Below are 14,672 nucleotides of genomic sequence, written 5' to 3'. Positions count from 1 at the left end.
GCTCAGCCCTCGGCGCGAGTGGCTTCATCGCTAGCGGGTTGTTCCCAAGGGCGAGGCATGGGCGCGGCGACATGGTCACACCACTTGCGGATCGCGTGACGGGCCAGGGCGGGGAGCGAGAATACGGGGGCGTGTTCCCCGGCCTGGGCATCAATGCGGCGTTTGAGTTGTTCGAGGTCGCGGATGCAGCCTTCGTCCAGGTGAATGGTCATACGTTTTTCTGTCATGGGGTTTCTCCGTGTACTTTCTGAACTGCTGATAAATGTCAGCAATGTGAGAAAGCACACATTGGAGAATCCACGCTTGCCGCTCAACGCGGTACTTAGTCAACCTTGGACGGTTTTATCCAGATAGCTCTGGATATCGGCGACTTTGTAGAATCTACGGTTACCGCGACGCATGAAGGGGAGCGGTGATTGTCCTGCCGCCGCCAAACGTCGTAGATAGGAGTGGGCATAGCCGACAAGTGCAGCAGCAGCGAATTCAGGAACTAGTCCGCCAAGCAGGGGAATCACATCCATCGCCTCTAGGCGTGCCCGAATTTCTTCTTCAATCGTATTCACATTACCTCCGTCCCGGCCATTGCCGGCGGACTTTTGAGAAAGCGTCGTTACGCGTAACGGGATTGCTTAACATCATGCAAATGACTCGTTTGGCATCAAGGCATGGCTCGCGCTTATTGGTCGTGAGTCTGCGGGCGCTGGGAATAACGCATAGTCTCCATGGGCTTGGGGTAGCGACCAGGTGACCAATGTCTCCCCTCCGAATCCAGATCGCGCGGTTACCACAGAAAGCCGCTCACGAGCCCTGCGAATCTGCTTCTGGGTGTAGCCGTTGTCGGTCATCAATTTTTTTGCTTCGCGGCCAGTTATAGGGCCAGCGCTCAGAATCCGTCTTAACGCCTCTGCAGGGTCATCGCCGTCTTCCAATCTTTCGTCATCGGATGCTTCAACATCGCCCAGAATCTCGCGCGCAGTTCCCTCAATCGCAGAGCCCCAGACGACCCGTGTCGTTTCAATTCCATCGCTGATATCACAAGGCTCAATCGTGTAGGACACGCCGCCTTCATCGGTACCGATGTTGGACTTAGCGCGAGCTAAGACACGGGCATCTGATCCCTCCTGTTTGGCCGCAACCAACACGGTTCGGGCCAGAGCGGAGAAAGCCTGTGAACCAATCACTCGATCCGCAGGTGACGAGCCCAAGCCGCCCTTTGCAAAGTGGGAAATACCGACCACAGCGCAGTTGTTCTGCTCGGCAAAGTCTACGACCCCCTGCAATGCTCGCCTCACGTCATTGGCTTTGTGCATGTCCCCTTTTACCGCGCTGACAATGGGGTCAAGCATCAGAAGGGACACGCCGCCTATGTCATCCGCAGTCGCTCGAAGCAGCGCAATGTCATTGGCCGGGTCGAACGGGTCAGCATCGCCCTGAGCGTTGGTGCGACCCTGGATGATGTACACCCGGCTCATATCAGCTCCAGCAGCGGTCAGGCGTGGGATCAACGTATCGGCTGGATCATCCTCACTTGACCAGATCAAGGCATTGCCAGGCTCGTTGCAGTGGCTTCCATCAGGCCAGCGCCCGCCTGTGGTAATGGTAGCGATCAGACCTAAGAGCAGTGTGGTTTTCCCAGTGCCGCCAGCGCCCGCGAGGATGTGCAGTTTCCCTTTTGCAAGCCAACCAGGCCAAAGCCAGCGGATGGCTACCGGCTTGATTGACGCAGCGCTGGCCACCTTCACCTTCCAAAGTGCTGGCGCCGCCTCTCGGTTGATCGGGCTAAGTGGTTCGGCCCATTCTTCGGCAAACCGATCAGTAGTCATTTGACCCCCAGGCGCTGCTTAGCAAGGTTGAAGCGCACGAGATCGTCACCTTCCAGAATTCCTTGTAGGTGGAGGGATTGGCCGATTTGAAGAATCATCCGCTCATGCTCAATGGCGGCTTTACTCGGGCCGCGACGCCTTTTTGTATTCCCTGGGAAAAGGTCGCGAAGTTGTAAACCAATAGCCTGAACAACCTCATTAGCGCTGCAGCCCGCCCAGCACTTAATCAGAACGACACCGTCGCTAGTTTCAGAAATCTTGAGGCTTGGGGACTTGTCCAAATGGGCGGGGCAGCAAGCGATCCACTTGCTTGCCCCTGCGCTTTTAACTTTGTCCAGACGACTGATAACTTTTTCGAGGCAAGCGGACCCCGTCAGCGCAGATAGGCGCTGTGATGGAATATTCATGATTATTCCCCTTGGTGGCTTCTTTCAGCTATTTCCAGCTGGCCAACAACGGAGTTTATTGTTGCCAGGGCACTCTCAAGGGTATGAGAAACCATGAATGCGGTGTTACCCGCCAGCGCGGTATCTCCAACGGCTGCTTCTGTAATTACGTCTCTTACGCTATTGAGCAGATCAACGGCTGCATATAGTGCCGCCTGGGCACTGACGCCGGGATTCACCGAAAAGAGGTCATTTTTCCGGAATGCGTGTGGTGGAGCGAAGAAAGACGTGTGGTCAGTAGTAAGGAGCTTCATTGGGCACCCCCAACCAGCAAAGACTCAAAGAAGCGAGCACGCGCCATTTCGGAGTTGTAGCGCTCATGGCGTACTTTGAGGCTGGATTTGCTTTTGAGCTGGGCGACTGCGCGAGCGCGGTGAAGCTCAATTTTTGACTGGATTTCAGGCGTAGTGAGGCTGAATAGTCGAGCAAACATGGAGGTAGCTCCTTCTTGATTTGAGGAGCTGCCAGAATCCTTCCTACGGGATTGGGTGGCAGCTATGCGTGGGGTAGGAATACCGGGCAAGAAGGGCCCCGGCCAGACCGAAGTCTGCCCACGCACGGCCGCCATAACTAAATATCGCGGGCACAAAAAAAGCGCCTGCGATTGAAATGGGGCGCCTATGCGCCTTCTTGAATTCGGGTTCCTACGCCCGGTCGCTGAATTTGCAGCGACGACGAAAAGATATCCGGTTTGTCCGTGTATAGCAACAGGGGTACGCGGCTTTTCTAGAGTCGTGCCCTCAGTGGTGCCCGTCCTATGGCATGGGCATGACTGCCGTTGAAGGGCACGACTGGATAGAACAATAAGCATCAGGCTACCTCGCCTCTGCTCTCGGCGATACGTTCGTCGCACCAGGTGAGAATTTCTGCTTCTACCCACACAACACATTTCGGACTGAGCGCAATTTGCTGAGGAAAGGTCTGAGCAGCCATGCGGCGATAGATTTCTGAGCGAGAGAGGCCGGTGATGGCCTCTACATCCTGACGCTTGATGAATTTCCGGGTGATGGATGGAAGTGGGGATACGCTAGCCATTCTTGGCGCCTCCTGGGCGTTGTGGGGATGGCTAGGGATTAAATACGCTCATTCGAGCGATTTCGATGTAATGTTCTGAGAGCGATCCTTTCCGGAAGATTACAGGCCTTGAAGATTTCCGACTTTCTTCTTAAGTACCCGGTTGCTGATATCGAGTGCGGCCACAGCCATAAGCTCTGATGTGTTTTTTATGAGTCCGTGAGCGGTAGGCCTGATGGTCTTACGGATGTTGTCCGGCCCAGAGTCGGCATTCGGAAACAGCGCTGCAGAGATTATATGGTCTGGTAGCTTTGCACCTGTTTGGTGGCACCATATCTCTAAATCGAGCAGAGGAAGAATTCCAAATCTCGCCCAGCGATCAAAGGGCAGCTGACGGTACTGTTTTCGGACTTTTGAGTTTTCTTTTCTTCTAGTGGTGGCTAGCCAGACTTTGAAGCTCTCGATAAGCACTTCGTCAGGAAGTTTCATGTTGATACGAGTGGTTGCGTATTTGGTCTCGTTCTCATGAGGAAAATCTGCGAGCTTAATCCCTTCATCTGCGGCGTTGAAGGAACCGTTGGGTAGTTGGTCCCAGTTTTCTCCAGCCTCATCAATCCAGCTGTGAACCTCGCTCAAGCTGAATTTGGAGTTTGTAAAGTGCCTGAGTGTTAACGAAGTTACAGCGCCAAAATGTGCAAAGTGCTCAAGAAGCTCTGTTTCGTTAGATATATGAGGGAGTATGTAGTTGGTTTCTTTGATGTCCCGACCTCTGGTTTGCTGGGTCAAGTTGGAAAGCGCATCTTCGGCGAGCCTCATTAAGTCAGGCCTATGTGTTTCCGTACGATACTCAAGCAGTGTGCAAAAATGCTTTCTTTGCACTATTTGCAGATACCATTCGTGCGGTTGAAGCTCGTGAGCGCTTTGGTAGTTTTCGAGGTCAAACCATTCGGGTAGCTGACAGATGCTAGTTATTTTTTTCATTCTTTCGCGGCCGGTTGATTTTTAGGCTCTTGCTTTGAATTTTACGACACTGGTTTGTTCGGCTAGGGCGTCAACATGGTCTGCCCAGGTCTGCATCATTTCCCGTCGCTGCTCCAGGTAATGTGCATGGTTGTACGTGTCGCGAATCGAGTCTTGATCGCCGTGGGCCAGTTGCCGTTCGATCCAGTCGCGGTTGTAGCCTCGAGTATTTAGACTGGTGCTCAGCAGATGACGGAAGCCGTGGCCAGTCTGGCGACCCTCATAGCCCATCGTGGACAACGCCTTGTTCACTGTGTTCTCGCTCATTGGTCTGGATCGATCATTACGCCCAGGGAAGGCGAGGGGGTAGGTGCCGGTTAGCTCATGCAGGGCACGCAGCAGGTTCACGGCCTGACGCGGGAGCGGGACTATGTGTGGGCGCCGCGCTTTCATCCGGGCTGCAGGGATCGTCCAGGTCGCTGACTCCAGGTCGAACTCATCCCATGGTGCCAGCCGCAGCTCCCCAGGTCGCACTGCCGTCAGCAGCAGCAGGCGAATGGCGATCTTGCTGGTGAAGTCGCATTGGGCTGCCTCAAGTTTCTCCAGTAGCTCCGGTAATTCGGCTTCCGATACGTGCGGATGGTGGCGAGTGCGCGGGGCGTGGGCCGCTACCACGTCCAGATCGGTGGCGGGATTGCCGGCCACTACGCCCTTGGCCAGACCGAAGCGGAATATCTGGCTTAGCCACTGGCGAACCTTGCGGGCGACATTAAACGCCTCTCGCTGCTCGATCTTGCGGACTAGGTCAACAAGTTCAGGGCGCTGGACTTCGGCGGCGGGCCGCTTGCCAATCAGCGGGAAAATGTCGGACTCCAGATATTGCAGGGCCTTGGACGCGGTGGCCGGTGCCCATCGCGGCTGGTTGTAGTCGTACCACTCCCGAGCCAGCGTTTCGAGCGTCAGGGCCTGGGCCTCAGCGGCTGCTTTTTCCTGCTGTTTATATGCGCTTGGGTCGATGCCCTGCGACAAGAGTTTTCGAGCAGCATCCCGGCGTTCGCGGGCGTGGGCGAGGGTAACGGAGGGGTAGGTGCCCAAGCCAAGCATTTTGGCTTTGCCTTCAAAGCGATAGCGAAGGCGCCAAAGCTTCCCGCCAGCTGTTGTCACCTCAAGGCAGAGACCCTGCGCGTCAGCGATTCGGTATAGCTTGTCGCGGGGTCTTGCGGTGCGAATGGCGGTATCGGTGAGCGCCACGGCTATTCCCTTGCAGTAGCCCAACCGCAGAGCATTGCGGTCGGTATGTGAGTAGGATTTCAGACCGAACTCGGCCTACTCACAAATCTACTCACATAAAATTGGGCTTACAAGGGAATCGTCGGGAATGCTGGGCACAAAAAAACCGGCCAAGTGGCCGGTTTCTCTGGTGTTCCGGGTCTGGTAGGGACCGCTTGGAACTATGTGATGGTGCCCCGAGGGAGACTCGAACTCCCACTCCTTTCGAAAACGGATTTTGAATCCGCCGCGTCTACCAATTCCGCCATCAGGGCGTGTGGCGCGCAGTATAGAGAGGTGATTCAGGTCGGTCAATCGGCTTTCATGGTCAATTTTCACGCATTGGGCTAAACTTCCCGGCCCTGCCGAACCCGAACATCATCATGCGCGTCGCCGATTTTTCCTTCGAACTCCCCGATTCCCTGATCGCCCGCCACCCTCTGGCCGAGCGCCATGGCAGCCGACTGCTGGTCCTCGATGGGCCGAGCGGGGCGCTGGCGCACAAGCAATTCACCGATCTGCTCGACTACCTGCGCCCCGGCGACCTGATGGTGTTCAACAACACCCGGGTCATCCCGGCGCGTTTGTTCGGCCAGAAAGCCTCCGGCGGCAAGCTGGAAGTGTTGGTCGAGCGTGTGCTCGACAGCCACCGCGTGCTCGCCCATGTGCGTGCCAGCAAGGCGCCTAAAGAAGGCGCGGTGATCCTCATCGACGGCGGTGGCGAGGCCGAAATGGTTGCGCGCCACGACACGCTGTTCGAACTGCGCTTCACCGAAGAGGTGCTGCCATTGCTCGAGCGTGTCGGGCACATGCCGCTGCCGCCCTACATCGACCGCCCGGACGATGGCGCCGACCGTGAGCGCTACCAGACCGTGTACGCCGAACGTGCAGGTGCCGTAGCCGCGCCAACCGCTGGCCTGCACTTCGACCAGGCGCTGCTGGACAAGATCGCCGCCAAGGGCGTGGAGCGCGCCTTCGTCACCCTGCATGTGGGTGCTGGCACCTTCCAGCCGGTGCGGGTCGACAAGATCGAAGACCACCACATGCACAAAGAGTGGCTCGAAGTGAGCCAGGATGTGGTCGATGCCATCGAGGCCTGCCGGGCCCGGGGTGGCCGTGTGGTCGCGGTTGGCACCACCAGCGTACGGTCGCTGGAAAGCGCGGCACGCGATGGGGTGCTCAAGGCCTTCAGCGGCGATACCGACATCTTCATCTACCCAGGCCGGCCGTTCCATGTGGTCGACGCCCTGGTCACCAACTTCCACCTGCCGGAGTCCACGCTGCTGATGCTGGTCTCGGCATTCGCCGGTTACCCCGAGACCATGGCTGCCTACGCGGCGGCGGTCGAGCAGGGGTACCGCTTCTTCAGTTACGGTGATGCCATGTTCATCACCCGCAATCCGGCGCCACGCGGCCCAGAGGATCAAGCATGAGTCGCACCTGTCGAATGTCCTTCGAACTGCTGGCCACCGACGGCAAGGCCCGTCGTGGCCGCCTGACCTTCCCCCGTGGCACCGTCGAAACCCCGGCGTTCATGCCGGTGGGTACCTATGGCACGGTCAAGGGCATGCTGCCGCGTGACATCGAGGCCATCGGCGCCGAGATCATCCTCGGCAACACCTTCCACCTGTGGCTGCGCCCAGGCACCGAGGTGATCAAGAAGCACAACGGCCTGCACGATTTCATGCAGTGGAAAGGCCCGATCCTGACTGATTCGGGTGGTTTCCAGGTGTTCAGCCTGGGTGCCATGCGCAAGATCAAGGAGGAGGGCGTGACCTTCGCCTCCCCAGTGGATGGCTCCAAGGTGTTCATGGGCCCGGAAGAGTCCATGCAGGTGCAGCGTGACCTGGGTTCAGACATCGTGATGATCTTCGACGAGTGCACACCGTACCCGGCAGAGCACGATGTGGCGCGCACCTCCATGGAACTGTCGCTGCGTTGGGCGCAACGTTCGAAGAACGCCCACGGGGACAACACTGCGGCGCTGTTCGGCATCGTCCAGGGCGGCATGTACCAGGACTTGCGCATGCGCTCGCTGGAAGCGCTGGTCAATATCGACTTCGACGGCCTGGCCATCGGCGGCCTGTCGGTGGGCGAGCCCAAGCACGAAATGATCAAGGTGCTGGATTACCTGCCGGCCCAGATGCCTGCTGACAAACCTCGTTACCTTATGGGGGTAGGCAAACCTGAAGATCTCGTTGAGGGTGTGCGCCGCGGCGTCGACATGTTCGACTGCGTGATGCCGACGCGTAACGCGCGCAACGGCCATCTGTTCGTCGATACAGGGGTGATCAAGATCCGCAACGCGTTCCATCGCCACGATGATTCGCCGCTGGATCCGACCTGTGATTGCTACACCTGCACAAACTTCTCCCGCGCTTATCTCCATCACCTGGACAAGTGCGGCGAAATGTTGAGCAGCATGCTGAATACCATCCACAACTTGCGCCATTACCAGCGCTTGATGGCCGGTTTACGCGAGGCTATTCAACAGGGTAAATTGGCCGCCTTTGTCGACGCCTTCTATGCCAAACGCGGGCTGCCTGTGCCGCCTTTGGACTGATTGTTCGCACCATCTAATTAAAACTTAAGCAACTGGAGTGCCCAATGAGCTTCTTGATCCCCGCCGCCTATGCGGACGCTGCTGCACCCGCCGCTGGCCCAGCCGGCACCGGCTTCGAGTGGATTTTCCTGGTCGGTTTCCTGGTCATCTTCTACCTGATGATCTGGCGCCCCCAGGCCAAGCGTGCCAAAGAGCAGAAGAACCTGCTGAGCAACTTGCAAAAAGGTGATGAAGTTGTCACCAACGGCGGCATCGCTGGCAAGATCGTCAAGGTTTCCGATGATTTCGTGGTTCTCGAAGTGTCCGACACCGTCGAGCTGAAGTTCCAGAAGGGCGCCATTGCCGCGACCCTGCCAAAAGGTACGCTCAAGGCTATCTGAGTTACCGGTTTTTTTTCCAGTCGGGGCGCGCAACGCGCCCCGCGTCTTGAACGGGCGGCGTGATGCTGAACAAATACCCTCTGTGGAAATACGCACTGATCGTGTTGGTACTGGCGATCGGTTTTATTTATTCCGCTCCCAACCTCTACCCGGATGACCCGGCGGTGCAGATCAGCGGTGCCAGCTCGGCGCTGCAGGTGAACCAGTCCGACCTCGACCGCGTCAGCAAGGCGCTGACCGAAGCCGGTATCACCGTCAAGGGTGCAAGCCTGGGTGAGAAGGGCAGCGCGCTGGTGCGCCTGAGCAACCAGGAAGACCAGCTGCCAGCCAAGGATGTAGTGCGCAAGGCACTGGGCGATGATTATGTCGTGGCCCTGAACCTGGCCCAGACCACTCCACAATGGCTGCGTAACCTGGGTGCAAGCCCGATGAAGCTGGGCCTGGACCTGTCCGGTGGTGTGCACTTCCTGCTGGAAGTGGACATGGACAAGGCCATGAGCGCCCGCATGAAAGTCTACGAAGGCGAGGTCAAGACCTTGCTGCGCAAAGAGCGCGTCCGCTACCGCAGCCTGCCTCAGCAGGATGGCGGCATCATGCTGGGCTTCGCCGACGATGCCACCCGCGAACAGGCACGTGCCCTGATCCGCAAGAATTTCAGTGATTTCGACCTGACCACCAGCGAGCGTAATGAAACCGCCGTGCTGCGTCTGGCGCTGACTCAGGCGAAAGTCGCCGAGATCCGCGAATACTCGATCAAGCAGAACCTCACCACCGTGCGCAACCGCGTCAACGAGCTGGGCGTCGCCGAGCCGCTGGTTCAGCGCCAGGGCGCCAACCGCATCGTGGTCGAACTGCCAGGTGTGCAGGACACTGCCGAAGCCAAGCGTATCCTCGGCAAGACGGCCAACCTGGAGTTCCGCTTCGGTGCCGAGCCGGGTGCATCCAGGGCCACTACCGAGGTCTTCGAGTTCCGTGAGGGCGGCCGTTCCGCCCAGGTCGAGCGTGGCCTGATCATCACCGGTGACCAGGTCACCGACGCCCAGGCCAGCTTCGACGAGCATGGACGCCCGCAGGTGAACATTCGCCTCGACGGCCACGGTGGCGAGCTGATGAGCCGCGCGACCCGCAGCAATGTCGGGCGCAGCATGGCGGTGATCTTCATCGAGCAGAAGCCGGTTACCCGCTACGTCAAGCAGACTGTCAACGGCGTCGAGAAGGACGTGCCGGTGCAGAGCTTCCTGGAAGAGAAGAAGATCATCAGCCTGGCGACCATCCAGTCGCCGCTGGGCAGCCAGTTCCGCATCACCGGCCTTGACGGTCAGGGTGAATCGTCCGAACTGGCCCTGCTGCTGCGTGCCGGTGGCCTGGCCGCGCCGATGTACTTCGCTGAGGAACGTACCATCGGCCCAAGCCTGGGTGCCGACAACATCACCAAGGGTATCGATGCGTCGCTGTGGGGCATGCTGTTCGTCTCGCTGTTCATCATCGCCATCTACCGCGCGTTCGGTGTGCTGGCAACCATCGCCCTGGCGGGCAACATGGTCTTGCTGCTGGCATTGATGTCGCTGTTGGGTGCCACCCTTACCTTGCCGGGTATCGCCGGTATCGTGCTGACCATGGGTATGGCGGTCGACGCCAACGTACTGATCTTCTCGCGTATCCGCGAAGAGATCGCTGCCGGTATGTCGGTGCAGCGCGCGATTCATGAAGGCTTCAACCGGGCGTATTCGGCGATCGTCGATGCCAACCTGACCACCTTGCTGGTCGGCGGCATCCTCTTTGCCATGGGTACCGGCCCGGTCAAGGGCTTTGCCGTCACCATGTCCCTCGGGATTTTCACCTCGATGTTCACCGCCGTCATGGTGACCCGTGCACTGGTCAACCTGACCTGTGGCGGGCGTGACATCAAGAAGCTGTGGGTTTGAGGGAGCAACGATGAAAACCATCAACTTCATGGGCGTGCGCAATGTTGCGTTCGCCATAACCGTGCTCCTTACCGTGCTGGCACTGTTCAGCTGGTGGCAGAAGGGCCTGAACTTCGGCCTGGACTTCACCGGCGGTACGCTGATCGAGCTGACCTACGAACGCCCGGCCGACCTCAAGGCGGTACGTGCCGAGCTGGTCGAATCCGGCTTCCAAGATGCCGTGGTGCAGAGCTTCGGCGCTACCACCGACCTGCTGGTGCGCATGCCTGGCGATGACCCGATGCTGGGTAACAAGGTGGCCGAAGCCCTGCAGAAGATTGGCGGTGACAACCCGGCGACGGTCAAGCGCGTCGAGTTCGTCGGCCCGCAGGTGGGTGAAGAACTGCGTGACCAGGGGGGCCTCGGCATGCTCCTGGCGCTGGGCGGCATCCTCATCTACCTGGCCTTCCGCTTCCAGTGGAAGTTCGCCGTGGGCGCGATCATCTCGCTGATCCACGACGTGGTGGTGACGCTGGGTATCCTGTCGTTCTTCCAGATCACCTTCGACCTGACGGTGCTGGCGGCGGTGCTGGCGATCATCGGTTACTCGCTCAACGACACCATCGTTGTGTTCGACCGGGTACGTGAGAACTTCCGCGTGATGCGCAAGGCTTCGCTGATCGAGAACATCAATATCTCGACCACACAGACCTTGCTGCGCACCGTAGCCACTTCCGTTTCGACCCTGCTGGCAATCGCTGCGCTGCTGTTCTTCGGCGGTGACAACCTGTTCGGCTTCTCCCTGGCCCTGTTCATCGGTGTCATGGCGGGTACCTACTCCTCGATCTACATCGCCAACGTGGTGCTGATCTGGCTGAACCTGAACAGCGAAGACCTGATTCCGCCGGCCAAGACCGACGGTGTGGATGATCGTCCTTAAGGCATAGCCCTACGCCGTTCGGCGATCGAAAAGGCGCGAGTGTTGAACTCGCGCCTTTTTTTTTGCTCCAAGGCTGGGAGCAGGCGGGTTTACCCCGCGGGTATGAATCAGGAGGTTCAAGTGAATAAATCAATGCTGGTGGGTGCGGTACTGGGTGCTGTCGGTGTTACTGCCGGAGGTGCTGTGGCGACCTACAGCTTGGTGAACAAAGGCCCCGAATACGCCCAGGTCACCGACGTGCAGCCGATCAAGCAGCAGGTGAAAACCCCTCGCGAAGTGTGCAAGGACGTGGCCGTGACGCGTCAGGCGCCGGTCAAGGATCAGCATCAGATTGCCGGTACCGTTGTAGGCGCCCTGGCGGGCGGCTTGCTGGGTAACCAGATCGGTGGTGGCACCGGCAAGAAAATCGCCACCGTGGCCGGTGCGGTCGGTGGTGGCTATGCAGGCAACAAGGTGCAGGAGGGCATGCAGGAGCGTGATACCTATACCACCACGCAGACCCGTTGCAGCACGGTCAACGATGTCAGTGAGAAGGTCGTTGGTTACAACGTGACCTACTCAATCGGTGACCAGGTCGGCAAGGTGAAGATGGATCGCGAGCCTGGCTCGACCATCCCACTGGACAAGAATGGCAAGCTGATCCTGAGCGACGCCGGGCAGCAATAATATTGCAGGCACAAAAAAAGCACCGCGAGGTGCTTTTTTTGTGCCTGCAAACTGCGCTTAGCGCTTCATGTGCTCTGGCAGGTGCGGCTGGATAGCGGTCAGCACGGCCTTGAAGCACTTGATGTTGCCGGCAACGATGTGACCTTTGTCGAGGAAATCGTGGCCACCGTTGAAGTCGCTCACCAGGCCGCCCGCTTCCTGGATCAGCAGCACGCCCGCTGCCATGTCCCATTCGGACAGGCCCGACTCCCAGAAGGCGTCGAAGCGGCCGGCGGCCACGTAGGCCAGGTCCAGGCTGGCGGAACCAGCGCGGCGGATGCCGGCAGTCTGGCCAGTCAGAGCGCGGAACATGCCCAGGTAGTTGTCCAGGTCGGCCATCTGGCTGTCACGGAACGGGAAGCCGGTGCCCAGCAGGGCGCCGTCCAGGCTGGTGCGCGAGCTGACGCGCAGGCGACGGCCATTGAGCTGGGCGCCACGGCCACGGCTGGCGGTGAATTCTTCCTGGCGTACCGGGTCGAGAACGACGGCGTGTTCAATGCGGCCACGGTATTTGCAGGCAATGCTGACGGCGAAGTGCGGGATGCCACGCAGGAAGTTGGTGGTACCGTCCAGTGGGTCGATGATCCACAGGTAGTCCTTGCCTTCTTCGCCGGTGCCCGCGTGCATGCCCGTCTCTTCACCCTGAATGGAGTGGTTCGGGTAGGCCTTGCGCAGTGCGTCGACGATCTTCTGCTCGGCGGCGCGATCAACCTCGGAAACGTAGTCCTTAGCCTCTTTCTCGTCCACCTTGATGCTATCCAGGCGTTCGATGGAGCGGAAAATCAGTTCACTGGCGCTGCGAGCGGCGCGCAGGGCGATATTCAGCATAGGCTGCATGGGCGGGTCACCTGGAGATGTTAAAGAAGAAAGCCGAACATTCTAGCAGAAAAGTTTGGCGGCAGAAGTGTCACATTTGCTTTCATGGCGTTACGCTGGTCGGTTCTGTAAGATCGAACCCCTAAAACCCGCATCTGTGAGCACAACACCTTGCTGCAAAATATTCGTGTTGTTCTGGTCAATACCAGCCACCCCGGCAACATCGGCGGCGCTGCGCGTGCCATGAAAAACATGGGCTTGACGCGTCTGGTGCTGGTGCAGCCAAAAGAATTTCCCGCCGCAGACGCCAGTGCGCGTGCCTCCGGTGCCGACGATGTACTGGCCGGTGCCCAGGTGGTCGACAGCCTTGAGCAGGCGCTGGTCGGCTGCAGCCTGGTCATGGGCACCAGCGCCCGTGAGCGCAGTATTCCCTGGCCGTTGATCGACCCCCGTGAATGCGGGGCCAAGGCCGTGGAGCATGCCGTCGGCGGTGAGGAGATCGCCTTGGTGTTCGGGCGTGAGCACGCCGGCCTGACCAACGAAGAACTGCAGCGATGTCACTTCCACGTGCACATTCCCTCGAACCCCGACTTCAGCTCGCTGAACCTGGCCGCTGCGGTCCAGGTGCTCGCCTATGAGGTGCGCATGGCCTGGCTGGCGGCTGAAGGCACGGCGCAGAAAGTCGAAAAGGCCGACGCCAGCGAGCTGGCGACCATGGACGAAATGGAGCTGTTCTATGAGCACCTGGAAAAAACCCTGGTGGACATCGGCTTCCTTGACCCCGAAAAGCCCAAGCACCTGATGGCGCGCCTGCGCCGGCTGTACGGGCGCAGCTCGGTGGAACGTCCGGAAATGAGCATTTTGCGCGGTATCCTCACCGAGACCCAGAAGGTCGCACGGGGCGAGCCGCATAAAAGGAAGGACTGACAGATGTTCGAACGTCTGCGTGAAGATATCCAGAGCGTTTTCCATCGGGATCCGGCGGCACGCAATGCCTTCGAGGTGCTGACCTGCTACCCGGGCATGCATGCCATCTGGTTGCATCGCCTGGGCAATGCCTTGTGGAAGCGCGATTTCAAATGGCTGGCTCGCCTGGTGTCGAACTTTGGCCGCTGGATGACTGGCATCGAGATCCATCCCGGCGCAACCATCGGGCGGCGCTTTTTCATCGATCACGGCATGGGTATCGTGATCGGCGAAACCGCAGAGATCGGCGACGACGTCACTCTTTACCAGGGCGTGACCCTGGGTGGCACCAGCTGGAACAAAGGCAAGCGCCACCCGACCCTGGAAAACGGCGTAGTGGTGGGGGCGGGGGCCAAAGTGCTCGGCCCGTTCACCGTAGGCGCCGGGGCCAAGATCGGTTCCAATGCAGTGGTGACCAAGGCGGTGCCGGCAGGTGCCACGGCGGTCGGCATTCCGGGGCGGATCATCGTCAAGAGCGAAGACAGCGAAGTCGAGGCTAGGCGCAAGGCCATGGCCGAAAAGATCGGCTTCGATGCCTACGGCGTCAGTGGCGACATGCCTGACCCGGTGGCGCGTGCCATCGGCCAGATGCTCGACCACCTGCAGGCTGTCGACGAGCGCCTGGAGGGCATGTGCGGCGCATTGACCAAAATGGGCAGTGACTACTGCGCCAAGGAGCTGCCGGCCCTGCCCGAAGATGACTTCAGCGAGACTGCGGCAGCGGTCCCGCGCGACGCTCGGTCGCATTGATCGCGCCCCAGTGAAGTCATACTGACATATGGGGCGTGTGCTCGCGCCCCTTTACTGCTACAATCGCGCCCCATTCCCAGATGCAAACCCGACTAAAGCAGTAGGTCTAATAGTTGACTTAAATGCTCGGGAATCG

The 14,672-nt window shown here is 59.1% G+C and carries 18 protein-coding genes and 1 tRNA gene; 8 read left to right on the top strand and 11 right to left on the bottom strand.

The window, feature by feature from the left end:
- Positions 1-2 precede the first annotated feature (2 nt).
- The 10 genes from JET17_RS22140 to JET17_RS22095 form a co-directional block, all read right to left on the bottom strand.
- Positions 3-227: a hypothetical protein gene (locus JET17_RS22140; protein WP_012316159.1), complete on the bottom strand. Its 225-nt coding sequence runs from the start codon at positions 225-227 to the stop codon at positions 3-5.
- A gap of 99 nt (positions 228-326) precedes the next feature.
- Positions 327-563: a DNA-binding protein gene (locus JET17_RS22135; protein ID WP_233100411.1), complete on the bottom strand. Its 237-nt coding sequence runs from the start codon at positions 561-563 to the stop codon at positions 327-329.
- Between the two features lie 72 nt (positions 564-635).
- Complete coding sequence (locus JET17_RS22130; RefSeq protein WP_012316158.1) at positions 636-1,823, bottom strand: AAA family ATPase; 1,188 nt, start codon at positions 1,821-1,823, stop codon at positions 636-638.
- Complete coding sequence (locus JET17_RS22125) at positions 1,820-2,230, bottom strand: CHC2 zinc finger domain-containing protein (protein ID WP_012316157.1); 411 nt, start codon at positions 2,228-2,230, stop codon at positions 1,820-1,822. The genes JET17_RS22130 and JET17_RS22125 overlap by 4 nt, the downstream gene beginning before the upstream one ends.
- A gap of 2 nt (positions 2,231-2,232) precedes the next feature.
- A complete protein-coding gene (locus JET17_RS22120; protein WP_042111736.1) occupies positions 2,233-2,523 on the bottom strand; it encodes a hypothetical protein in 291 nt (96 codons plus the stop codon).
- Entirely contained in the window at positions 2,520-2,702 is a 183-nt protein-coding gene (locus JET17_RS27420; RefSeq protein WP_150105137.1) for a hypothetical protein, read from the bottom strand. The genes JET17_RS22120 and JET17_RS27420 overlap by 4 nt, the downstream gene beginning before the upstream one ends.
- Positions 2,703-3,079: 377 nt before the next feature.
- Complete coding sequence (locus tag JET17_RS22110; RefSeq protein ID WP_012316156.1) at positions 3,080-3,304, bottom strand: helix-turn-helix transcriptional regulator; 225 nt, start codon at positions 3,302-3,304, stop codon at positions 3,080-3,082.
- 99 nt (positions 3,305-3,403) lie between these two features.
- Complete coding sequence (locus JET17_RS22105; protein ID WP_012316155.1) at positions 3,404-4,264, bottom strand: DUF6387 family protein; 861 nt, start codon at positions 4,262-4,264, stop codon at positions 3,404-3,406.
- Between the two features lie 21 nt (positions 4,265-4,285).
- A complete protein-coding gene (locus JET17_RS22100) occupies positions 4,286-5,494 on the bottom strand; it encodes a tyrosine-type recombinase/integrase (RefSeq protein ID WP_012316154.1) in 1,209 nt (402 codons plus the stop codon).
- A gap of 208 nt (positions 5,495-5,702) precedes the next feature.
- Positions 5,703-5,787: transfer RNA gene (locus tag JET17_RS22095), tRNA-Leu, on the bottom strand.
- 108 nt (positions 5,788-5,895) lie between these two features.
- Here JET17_RS22095 and queA point away from each other — a divergent pair.
- The 6 genes from queA (at position 5,896) to JET17_RS22065 (ending at position 11,965) form a co-directional block, all read left to right on the top strand.
- Positions 5,896-6,945: a tRNA preQ1(34) S-adenosylmethionine ribosyltransferase-isomerase QueA gene (queA, locus tag JET17_RS22090; RefSeq protein ID WP_012316153.1), complete on the top strand. Its 1,050-nt coding sequence runs from the start codon at positions 5,896-5,898 to the stop codon at positions 6,943-6,945.
- Between the two features lie 14 nt (positions 6,946-6,959).
- Entirely contained in the window at positions 6,960-8,075 is a 1,116-nt protein-coding gene (gene tgt / locus JET17_RS22085) for a tRNA guanosine(34) transglycosylase Tgt (protein WP_162144435.1), read from the top strand.
- A 44-nt stretch (positions 8,076-8,119) separates the two neighbouring features.
- A complete protein-coding gene (yajC, locus tag JET17_RS22080; RefSeq protein WP_008092587.1) occupies positions 8,120-8,455 on the top strand; it encodes a preprotein translocase subunit YajC in 336 nt (111 codons plus the stop codon).
- A gap of 62 nt (positions 8,456-8,517) precedes the next feature.
- Positions 8,518-10,380 (top strand): protein translocase subunit SecD, encoded by a 1,863-nt coding sequence (gene secD, locus JET17_RS22075; RefSeq protein WP_012316151.1) that lies wholly within the window; start codon positions 8,518-8,520, stop codon positions 10,378-10,380.
- A gap of 10 nt (positions 10,381-10,390) precedes the next feature.
- The gene (gene secF / locus JET17_RS22070; protein ID WP_012316150.1) at positions 10,391-11,299 is read left to right on the top strand and encodes a protein translocase subunit SecF; all 909 of its coding nucleotides are present in this window, start codon (positions 10,391-10,393) and stop codon (positions 11,297-11,299) included.
- A 120-nt stretch (positions 11,300-11,419) separates the two neighbouring features.
- On the top strand, positions 11,420-11,965 hold the full coding sequence (locus JET17_RS22065; protein WP_042111733.1) for a glycine zipper 2TM domain-containing protein: 546 nt from the start codon (positions 11,420-11,422) through the stop codon (positions 11,963-11,965).
- Positions 11,966-12,022: 57 nt separating this feature from the next.
- On the opposite strand, the gene suhB is transcribed toward JET17_RS22065, so the two are convergent.
- A complete protein-coding gene (suhB, locus tag JET17_RS22060) occupies positions 12,023-12,841 on the bottom strand; it encodes an inositol-phosphate phosphatase (RefSeq protein ID WP_012316148.1) in 819 nt (272 codons plus the stop codon).
- A 150-nt stretch (positions 12,842-12,991) separates the two neighbouring features.
- On the opposite strand from suhB, the gene trmJ reads away from it, so the two are divergent.
- A complete protein-coding gene (trmJ, locus tag JET17_RS22055) occupies positions 12,992-13,747 on the top strand; it encodes a tRNA (cytosine(32)/uridine(32)-2'-O)-methyltransferase TrmJ (protein WP_012316147.1) in 756 nt (251 codons plus the stop codon).
- A gap of 3 nt (positions 13,748-13,750) precedes the next feature.
- Positions 13,751-14,536, top strand: a complete 786-nt coding sequence (cysE, locus tag JET17_RS22050) for a serine O-acetyltransferase (RefSeq protein WP_012316146.1) — start codon at positions 13,751-13,753, stop codon at positions 14,534-14,536.
- Positions 14,537-14,672 lie beyond the last annotated feature (136 nt).

The sequence above is a fragment of the Pseudomonas putida genome (genome assembly GCF_016406145.1).
GTDB lineage: Bacteria > Pseudomonadota > Gammaproteobacteria > Pseudomonadales > Pseudomonadaceae > Aquipseudomonas > Aquipseudomonas putida_E.
Note: the sequence above shows the minus strand (reverse complement) of the source record. Positions and strands in the feature narration are given on the sequence as shown.